Annotated in this window: 5 protein-coding genes; all 5 read right to left on the bottom strand. The window is 38.6% G+C overall.

What is annotated here, in order from left to right:
* Window positions 1-3,358: hypothetical protein (locus EGI26_RS10160; protein ID WP_255078065.1), on the bottom strand; the 3,358-nt coding region annotated here is incomplete at its 3' end.
* Window positions 3,355-5,643 carry a DUF5723 family protein gene (locus tag EGI26_RS10155; RefSeq protein ID WP_255078064.1) on the bottom strand — a complete coding sequence of 763 codons (2,289 nt, stop codon included), beginning with the start codon at window positions 5,641-5,643 and terminating at the stop codon, window positions 3,355-3,357. The genes EGI26_RS10160 and EGI26_RS10155, both read right to left, overlap by 4 nt.
* Window positions 5,644-5,775: 132 nt before the next feature.
* Window positions 5,776-9,078 (bottom strand): LamG-like jellyroll fold domain-containing protein, encoded by a 3,303-nt coding sequence (locus tag EGI26_RS10150; protein ID WP_255078063.1) that lies wholly within the window; start codon window positions 9,076-9,078, stop codon window positions 5,776-5,778.
* Window positions 9,075-9,368 (bottom strand): DUF4907 domain-containing protein, encoded by a 294-nt coding sequence (locus EGI26_RS10145; RefSeq protein WP_255078062.1) that lies wholly within the window; start codon window positions 9,366-9,368, stop codon window positions 9,075-9,077. Before EGI26_RS10145 ends, EGI26_RS10150 begins: the two co-directional genes overlap by 4 nt.
* 51 nt (window positions 9,369-9,419) lie before the next feature.
* Window positions 9,420-9,686 (bottom strand): LytTR family DNA-binding domain-containing protein, encoded by a 267-nt coding sequence (locus tag EGI26_RS10140; RefSeq protein WP_255078061.1) that lies wholly within the window; start codon window positions 9,684-9,686, stop codon window positions 9,420-9,422.
* Window positions 9,687-9,727 lie beyond the last annotated feature (41 nt).

Below are 9,727 nucleotides of genomic sequence, written 5' to 3'. Positions count from 1 at the left end.
CTATTCGCTTCTTTTCCAAAGCTAACTTCTGGGCTTTTTCTAATTCCAATTGCTCCAGTTTGAGTTTTTCAGCGGCTAAACGTTCGTCTTCCAATTGTTTCTTTTCTAAAGCCAATTTCTGAGACTTCTCTAATTCCAATTGCTCCAGTTTGAGTTTTTCGGCAGCCAAACGTTCGTCTTCCAATCGTTTCTTTTCCAAAGCCAATTTCTGAGCCTTCTCTAATTCTAAAGCTTCTTGTTTGAGTTTTTCGGCGGCCAATAGTTCATCCTCTATTCGCTTCTTTTCCAAAGCTAACTTCTGGGCTTTTTCTAATTCCAATTGCTCCAGTTTGAGTTTTTCAGCGGCTAAACGTTCGTCTTCCAATTGTTTCTTTTCTAAAGCCAATTTCTGAGACTTCTCTAATTCCAATTGCTCCAGTTTGAGTTTTTCGGCAGCCAAACGTTCGTCTTCCAATCGTTTCTTTTCCAAAGCCAATTTCTGAGCCTTCTCTAATTCTAAAGCTTCTTGTTTGAGTTTTTCGGCGGCCAATAGTTCATCCTCTATTCGCTTCTTTTCCAAAGCTAACTTCTGGGCTTTTTCTAATTCCAATTGCTCCAGTTTGAGTTTTTCAGCGGCTAAACGTTCGTCTTCCAATTGTTTCTTTTCTAAAGCCAATTTCTGAGACTTCTCTAATTCCAATTGCTCCAGTTTGAGTTTTTCGGCAGCCAAACGTTCGTCTTCCAATCGTTTCTTTTCCAAAGCCAATTTCTGAGCCTTCTCTAATTCTAAAGCTTCTTGTTTGAGTTTTTCGGCGGCCAATAGTTCATCCTCTATTCGCTTCTTTTCCAAAGCTAACTTCTGGGCTTTTTCTAATTCCAATTGCTCCAGTTTGAGTTTTTCAGCGGCTAAACGTTCGTCTTCCAATTGTTTCTTTTCTAAAGCCAATTTCTGAGACTTCTCTAATTCCAATTGCTCCAGTTTGAGTTTTTCGGCAGCCAAACGTTCGTCTTCCAATCGTTTCTTTTCCAAAGCCAATTTCTGAGCCTTCTCTAATTCTAAAGCTTCTTGTTTGAGTTTTTCGGCGGCCAATAGTTCATCCTCTATTCGCTTCTTTTCCAAAGCTAACTTCTGGGCTTTTTCTAATTCCAATTGCTCCAGTTTGAGTTTTTCAGCGGCTAAACGTTCGTCTTCCAATTGTTTCTTTTCTAAAGCCAATTTCTGAGACTTCTCTAATTCCAATTGCTCCAGTTTGAGTTTTTCGGCAGCCAAACGTTCGTCTTCCAATCGTTTCTTTTCCAAAGCCAATTTCTGAGCCTTCTCTAATTCTAAAGCTTCTTGTTTGAGTTTTTCGGCGGCCAATAGTTCATCCTCTATTCGCTTCTTTTCCAAAGCTAACTTCTGGGCTTTTTCTAATTCCAATTGCTCCAGTTTGAGTTTTTCAGCGGCTAAACGTTCGTCTTCCAATTGTTTCTTTTCTAAAGCCAATTTCTGAGACTTCTCTAATTCCAATTGCTCCAGTTTGAGTTTTTCGGCAGCCAAACGTTCGTCTTCCAATCGTTTCTTTTCCAAAGCCAATTTCTGAGCCTTCTCTAATTCTAAAGCTTCTTGTTTGAGTTTTTCGGCGGCCAATCGTTCATCCTCTATTCGCTTCTTTTCCAAAGCTAACTTCTGGGCTTTTTCTAATTCCAATTGCTCCAGTTTGAGTTTTTCAGCGGCTAAACGTTCGTCTTCCAATTGTTTCTTTTCTAAAGCCAATTTCTGAGACTTCTCTAATTCCAATTGCTCCAGTTTGAGTTTTTCGGCAGCCAAACGTTCGTCTTCCAATCGTTTCTTTTCCAAAGCCAATTTCTGAGCCTTCTCTAATTCTAAAGCTTCTTGTTTGAGTTTTTCGGCGGCCAATAGTTCATCCTCTATTCGCTTCTTTTCCAAAGCTAACTTCTGGGCTTTTTCTAATTCCAATTGCTCCAGTTTGAGTTTTTCGGCAGCCAAACGTTCATCTTCTAATCGTCTCTTTTCCAAAGCCAATTTCTGAGACTTCTCTAATTCCAATTGCTCCAGTTTGAGTTTTTCGGCGGCTAACCTTTGCTCGTCTATTAAGACCTGATTCTTGTCCGAGTTTAGGGCAAGCTTTACTATTTCTTCTTTTTCGGTAGGTATCTTTTGAAGCTTAAAATCTATCGGAATGGTATTGCAATCAACAATTTGCTCACCTAAAAGCGGCGTAACTTTATTGAAATATTCTGGAATATTGACCGAAAGCGTATAGGATTCGCCAAAAGGAACAATAGCCGTATATCTCCCATCTGACGAGTTGTTATCCAAAACCGAAAGTATCTGGTCAGTTTCTTTGTTTTTAACCACAATTTTGGCCTGCAAAGGTTCCCCAGAAAGAGAATCCAAAACAAAACCCTGTATGGTTGCACTTCTGATGGGCCGGAGAGATTCTGGTATGGTGGTGGTAAAAATATCACCGTCGGTGACATAATACATGAGGTCGCCACACGGGCTTATGGACACAAAAAGATCCGATTTTTTGGTATTAATGAAATCCAAATTTACCGGCTCAGACCAACCGCCAGACGCCAGCATAGTACTTTTGTAAAGGTCGAAGTCGCCTCTCCCCTCTTTTTTGATAGAAGAAAAAACCAGCGTTTTACCGTCCGCAAGTATCCGAGGGGCTTTTTCGCAGTCCATGTTTATGGGTGCGGGCAGCTCATAGGGTGCTCGCCATTTGCCATTTCTTGCTTTTTCAGTTACCATTATGCGGTAACATTGTTTATCGTTTACTTTTTTGCCTAATATCTCTCTGGTAAAATATAGTTTTTTACCATCGGGCGAAATAGACGGAAAACCTTCGTAGTTATCGGTATTGATGGTTGCACCAATGTTCTCTGGCCTAGACCACCCATTTTTCTTGCGTTCCGACACAAATATGTCCTCTCTCCCATAGCCACTTTTGCCAAAGTTGGCGAAGAAATAAATGGTGTTGCCGTCATAACTCACACTTGGGCCGCCCATTACGGGTGTGTTGTTTTCGTTGGCGTATAGATTGATGGGTTCTATGTTTTTAGGTGGCATCCAGCTGCCTGACGGGTGTAGTTTAACCTCATAAACTCCAAAAAAACTTGTTTCAAACTCATCCAGTATTATATTGCTCTTTCCATCGGCTGTTATCTGAGGGACTTTTTTGGCACTGTTTACAAAAAGCCCATATTGGTCTGACTGATAAATAAGCGTTTGGCCGTCCGCCGTAACCGATGGTGCATATTCAATAGAGCTAGAGGTATTTATGGGATTGGGTAATCTCTTTTTGGATTGACCAAAGGCCAGGTTTAGACATACCAACAAAACCAGAATTATATTTTTCAAAAACATCATTGTTCAAATTTAATACTACTAGAAGCATTCTCGCTTTCTCTTTCAACAAGCACCACACCCATGTTTTGCAAGGCCAGGCCGTAAGTCATTCTTACCTCAGCAGAAAGTTTGCCCGTTACCACCAATTTTAGCGGTTTAATCAAGGTTGATACTTTGGCCTTAATCTGTTCTAGTTTAGCGTTATCCACTTCTTTTTTAATCATGCCGTTTACCAAATCCACCAGCAATACATTCAAATCGGCATCAAGGCTGTCTAAAGGCTGAAAGTTCGAAACCAAAACGCATCCACTCCACAACCTTGTGCCTGGTAGGTCTGGGCATTTATCCAAATAATCTACCACGCCGTCTGCGTCACTGTCTGGACAGCCGTTATTTTCTTTCGAACCTTTGTCTTTTGGACAATCGTCCTCCGCATCTTTTATTCCATCGCCGTCGGTGTCAGGGCAGCCATTCAGGCTTCCCTTTTCTGTTGGACATTCATCTATCTTATCAATAAAGCCGTCGCCGTCAGCATCTGGACAGCCACCGTTGGCCAAGCTACCTTTCTCGCTTATACACTTATCGTCTTTGTCAGGTATGCCATCGCCGTCGGTATCTGGGCAACCCTTAAACAATTTGGCCCCAGCCACTTCTGGGCAATCATCTTCGGAGTCAATCAGGCCGTCGCCATCGGTGTCCGGACAACCACCAAACTCTTCCGAACCCGCTTTTTGTGGGCAATCGTCCTCGCTATCTGGCAGTCCATCTTTGTCGGTATCAGGGCAGCCATTGAATCTAACCTCACCTGCCGCAGTTGGACAGGCATCTTGGTTGTCAAAAATACCGTCTCCATCAGCATCTGGGCAACCGTTGGTTTCTTTAGGACCTGCATGCTCAGGGCATTTGTCTAATTTATCTTCAATACCGTCGGCATCGGTATCGGGGCAACCCTTAAAGGCCCAAAGGCCCGGTATTTCCAAACATTTATCTTTGGCATCAGAAACGGCATCATTGTCGCGGTCTTTGATTTTCTTGGGCTTACCCGAAAAACTAAACCCAGCATAAACAGATGGGTTGGGTGAGTTTTTGGAGAAAAGGTAATTCAATGCCTCGGTGCCCAAAATAAATGAACCGAGCTTTAAATGAAAACCAATGCCCGTTTTCTTGGTGGTTTGATTGAGTATGACGGGCATCGAAAACTCAAAGCCATTTATTTCTTTTCTTGGGTAAAATGCTATGATACTTTGGGTGTTAAAACCCATTCCGGTGCGTTTAGTGGCCGAGCGATAGGCCGTACCCAAGTGCCACCCTTTTTTGCCAAGCCTAACTTCTGCCAATAAATTTATGCGAGTGGGCAGCATGTATTCTGATGAATTAATGTTTTCACCCGTAAAATTCAGCTCTTGTATAGCCACAGGAACACCCTTGGCCAGGTTGTTTTGATTTACAGCTGTTTGGTTAAATAGACCTATACGAGAATTCTCCTCAAACTTTACACCTCCAATGTCTGTGACACTAAAGGCGAATCTGGCCAAATATTTATTGACTGTTGGGTCATATTGTTGCTTTCCGTCCATTAAGTATTGATGGTCGGCATACTTGGGGCGATATTCATACACAAAGCCTAGGTCTAATCCTGTTCCCATGGTTTTGCTTTTGAGCATATCTAGCCAATTGAAACTTGTTGCATTTGTGTTTATGAGAGCGGTAACTGTGCCGTTTAATTGGGTATTCGCAATGGCCAAATCGGTGCTTTCAAGAGCATAACTGTGGTAGAGGGAAGCCAGTTTTACAGTTGTGCCGACTTTGACAAAGTGCTCACTGAAAGCCAAAGGATGGGCGTAAGAAAACGCCAATTCTTTTAATCCCACAGACTCGTATGTACCAAGCAAGCTCTGATTTCTACCAATTTGTGGATTTTGAATGAAAATATCGGCAAATTCACCCTCTCTCTTCTGTAAAGCCCGATAATGGGTGCTTATAGCAAAAGCAGAGTTTTTCTTAAATTGCTTCATATATGATGGCCCTTGCAGACTAATCTCTTGTGTTTTAAAACTTGCATCTTTGAGCTTGAGATTAAGCTTGGAAGAAGGAACAAAATCATTGAACACAGCCTCAGAGCTGGTGTTTGCATGAAAAAGCCCTAAGTTAAACATTCCCCCATTTCGGGAATCGGCCAAAAGTGCGGGATTAAAACCAACCGCATAAACCCCTGAGGAGTTGGAAAGTCTATACATTTCAAGTGACTGGGCATGAGCACCTAAAGTAGCAAAAAGTAAGTAGATAAATGTAAATATTCTAATCATAAAAAAGTAGTATCGTGAACTTGCAAGATACTACTTTTTGGATTTATGTGGGTTACCGAATAATAAATTTGTGGGGGTGGGCAGCCGCCAATTTGTTATAAAAAACTTGACTCAATGAAAAAAACTTACTTTTCATTTTTCTGAGTTATAGATTGTTGTAACTTCTAAATCTGACAAAGCTCTATTATATATTCTAATATCGTCCATTCCTCCACCATACCTCCCATTAGTATTTGAGTAACCTCCATCCCAAGTTGAATAATTAAAATATAAAGGAATGCTATTAGTGGTATTAATGGCTCCAACGGTTGCTTGTAGCATTAATATTCCATCAACATAAATTTTTTGATTTACACCATCGTAGGTACATAATACATGTTTCCAAATATTATCAATACTATAAATTGGAGATGAAATCGTACTTGAACCCAATTCAAAATTCAATTTGTAAGAATCAAAAGAGCTTGCCTCGCCACATGATGACGGAGTTATATTTCTTTGGATGGATAATCCAAATGCATTATCGCTCACATCTTTTCCTTTTCCAATTAATTGCTCTCTCTCGGTGTAACAATTCAAATCAAATAACGAAGGTTTTATCCAAGCGGATAATGTCATTGAGGTGAGATTTTGAAAGCTTGAATTGTTAGCAACGGAAACGAATTGTCCAGAATTGGGACTAAAGTTTAAAGCTTGTTGACTACCCCTTAAAATAAAGTTTGGATTACCTTGTATAATGCCGTTATTACTATTCCCGCTCACATCGTTTGCATTACCATTAAAAGGACAATAAAGCAATAGTCCATCAGTTGGAATAGTTGGTGGAGAGGTCGTTTGAACTTCGGGACAATCTTTTATTTCAGCTTGAAAAACTGTATTCTCGGCAACAAACCCTGGTTCAAGTAAAATATTTTTCCCAGCCCTGTAAGAAATTGGTTGGTATATATTTGCCTTTGATTTCAGATTATCTTTGAATGCATATTCTCCTTCTGGTTGCATGACAGATTCAAAGACATCAGAAAATTCGCAATTTTTTAAATTTAAATTTATGGTGGCTTTGTTCAAGCTTTCACAAGAGTTCTTTGTACATGAAGCGTAATAATTTCTATTATTAAATATATCTGGAGTTTTGAATTTATTCCCAACAAAAATAGGGTAACTGTCATTTAAATTTTCGTACCAAGAAACCAATCCATCATCGCATCCTAATATTTCAATATTACTATATTGACCTGAAAACACTTCTTTGGTTACATTTGAAGGAGCAGAAGGTGTAGAATTAATTTTAAATTCGACTTCAGACCTAGCAGTTTCTAAAGATCCGCAAGCACAAGAAACATAAAATTTTGTGGTGGATTCATAATTCTTGAACTCAACTTTGTTACTAGAAGTCTCCAAGAAAATATTTCCATCAGTCAGATTTTGATACCACCTAAACACTCCATAACAGTTTTGTGCTTCTAAAGTATCAGTACCTGGCCCGCACCTTTCAGAGGAAATAGTAAGAGGTGGAATCATTTCCTCATATTTACAAGGGTTATATGCCCAGAAATCATTTAATTCTGTTGAATGCCAAACATTATATCCGCCACCAAAATAGCCAACTCCGTTCACTTCAAACGAAAAGGAACTTACTCTTGAAAGACTACTATGGGACCCAAAATTATTCCAATTATCATTTTCAATATTATATTCAAAGAAAAGATTATTTGCATCAGGATTTCCAACATAATCCCCGCTCACATATCCATTTTTGTTTAGACCGAATGAAATGTATTTCCATTCAGAAATCATTGGGATATTCTGTTTTGCAATCCAAGCATCAGTTTCTGGAATATATTGATAGAAATCGGAATAATACTTCATATATCCTGTAGGCAATAAGCTCCTGCCGCCGCCCATAAAAATTTTATTATTGGCAGCAAAAGTAAATGCGTTAAATCTATCTGTCGGAATATTATTTAATTTAGTCCATATATTGGTGATTGCATCATATTGATAAAAATCATTTAAACCCATATACTCATTATTTGAAGGACTTCCACCTCCTACGTAACCTTTTGTCCCATTACTAAAGCCAAAAGCATTATTTCTTTTGGCACCAGGAAAATTCGCTTTTTGTGACCATGTATCTAAAACTGGATCGTATTCCCAAAAATCATTGGTGTTATTATGATAAGATAAATTACCTGTACCCAAATATCCTTTATTATTAATAGAAAAACTAACTGCCCCTGGTCGTCCTATTGGTAAATCATTTTTTTTAGTCCAATTGTTATTGGATGGACTGTATTCCCAAGTATCTTTTTTTATTCCTTTATACTCACTTCTACCAGAAACTACATATGCTTTTTCGTTCAATACAAAACTTGCTGCATCCGCAACACTATAATTGTATTGAGAAAATTTCTGCAACCATGAATAGTTGGAGGGGTTAAGTTCCCATAAATCTGCTTTATAAAAATTATAATATGTATTAAATTCATCCCTTCCTCCTCCTACGAATACTCTGGTTAAATTTGAAAACATAAAAGCTCCATTCCTTGCAGATATTGGAGTGGAAGAAATATAATTCCAACTATTTGAAATATTGGGATTATATTCATAAAATGTTTTACTACTTGCGTGTCCAGAACTACCTCCAAATCCCTCCCCCATACCAATGTAAGCTTTATCACCTACAGTTGCAACCGAGGATCTAGAAGTCGATGAAGTTGGGTAATTTCCTTTTTGAACCCAAGTATCACCTAATGGATCATATTCCCAAATAGCCGTTTGATATATTGAACTTGTTTGATAATTTGCCCCTAAACCGATATAACCCTTCCCACTAATGGAAAACCCAATTCCTCTTTCAATACCAACACCACCAAAATCTCTTTTTTGAGTCCAGATATCCAATAAAGGGTCGTATTCATAGAAATCCTTTCTTAACCTTGGTCCTATATTATCACCAGCCAAACCAGTTCCTATGTAAGCTTTTCCATTCAGCGAAAAACCAGCCGAACTAGTTCTTTTGTCTATGAAATCTGCTTTTCTCGTCCACTTATCAAGTTCAGCATTATATTCCCAAAACTCTTTGGTTCCACCAGCACCAACATATCCTTTATTATTTATTGTCAATCCTACTGCAGAAATTTTGCCCTCACCAGGAAAATCAGCTTTTCTCGTCCATTCATTAGTAATCATGTTGTATTCCCAAAAATCATTAAGTGCAGAACCTTCAGCTTGGCCATTAACAGTTTTTTGACCACCACCTATGTACCCCATATCTCCAATTGAGAAACTGAAACCATTATACCTTTCTAAAGCCATAGGCGTTTCTATCCCCAAGCTAGCTTTTCTTTCTACAGTATTTTGGGCAACTAAAAAATTAGACGCTAAAGAACTAATTAGCATAAATATAACCAAGGGAGTGTAAGAAGTTGTTTTCATTTTATATTGAGTTTTTTTAAATCTTCTTTTGTTACTATTGGAGGAAACCTTCCTGACTCCATTTTCAATAGTACTAATTGAGCAATTTTAATACAATCTACTTTTGACTTAAAGCCCATATTGCCGTCCCTACCTGGTACAATTTCTTGGTAAATCAAGACTTTTGACTCCTTCCTTATTTTATATCCGTAAGATTTATCAGTTTTTTGAAAGATTTCATAATTGTACACTGAAATTTGAAAACAAAAAGCAGTGACCTCAAGAATTATTATCAAACAGAATTTGAGCATTTTATTGTTTTTATATCAAAATATTATTATTTTATTTAATATTCCCTAACTTCACACCCTCCTCCTCCTAGCCAAAGGCAAACGCTTCCCACAAGAAAGAAGTACCTCACTCTCATTGTGTGAAGCAATAAACTGTCGATTTACCAAAAAGCGGCGGTGGATGCGGGAGAAGGCTTTGGACGAAGAAAAATCAGTTTCGTATTTTTTGAGGGTGTAGGCGTGTATCTCTCTGTGGCCATCTTTGAAGTGAAAAATTGTATAATTGACTGAGGCCTCCAAGTGGGTGATGTTAAAAGAGTTAGATAAATGTTCTTTCATAGTTTATTTGGATAAATTAATCATCCAAATTTCAGAAAACC

Source organism: Lacihabitans sp. CCS-44, from assembly GCF_024343735.1.
GTDB lineage: Bacteria > Bacteroidota > Bacteroidia > Cytophagales > Spirosomataceae > Leadbetterella.
The sequence above is the reverse complement of the archived record's forward strand: the minus strand, read 5'-3'. Positions and strand labels throughout refer to the sequence as shown.

Bases quoted from the DNA above. Each gene is read 5' to 3' on its own strand.
- EGI26_RS10150 (WP_255078063.1), bottom strand. From the start codon at position 9,078: ATGAAAACAACTTCTTACACTCCCTTGGTTATATTTATGCTAATTAGT.
- EGI26_RS10145 (WP_255078062.1), bottom strand. From the start codon at position 9,368: ATGCTCAAATTCTGTTTGATAATAATTCTTGAGGTCACTGCTTTTTGT.
- EGI26_RS10140 (WP_255078061.1), bottom strand. From the start codon at position 9,686: ATGAAAGAACATTTATCTAACTCTTTTAACATCACCCACTTGGAGGCC.
- EGI26_RS10155 (WP_255078064.1), bottom strand. From the start codon at position 5,643: ATGATTAGAATATTTACATTTATCTACTTACTTTTTGCTACTTTAGGT.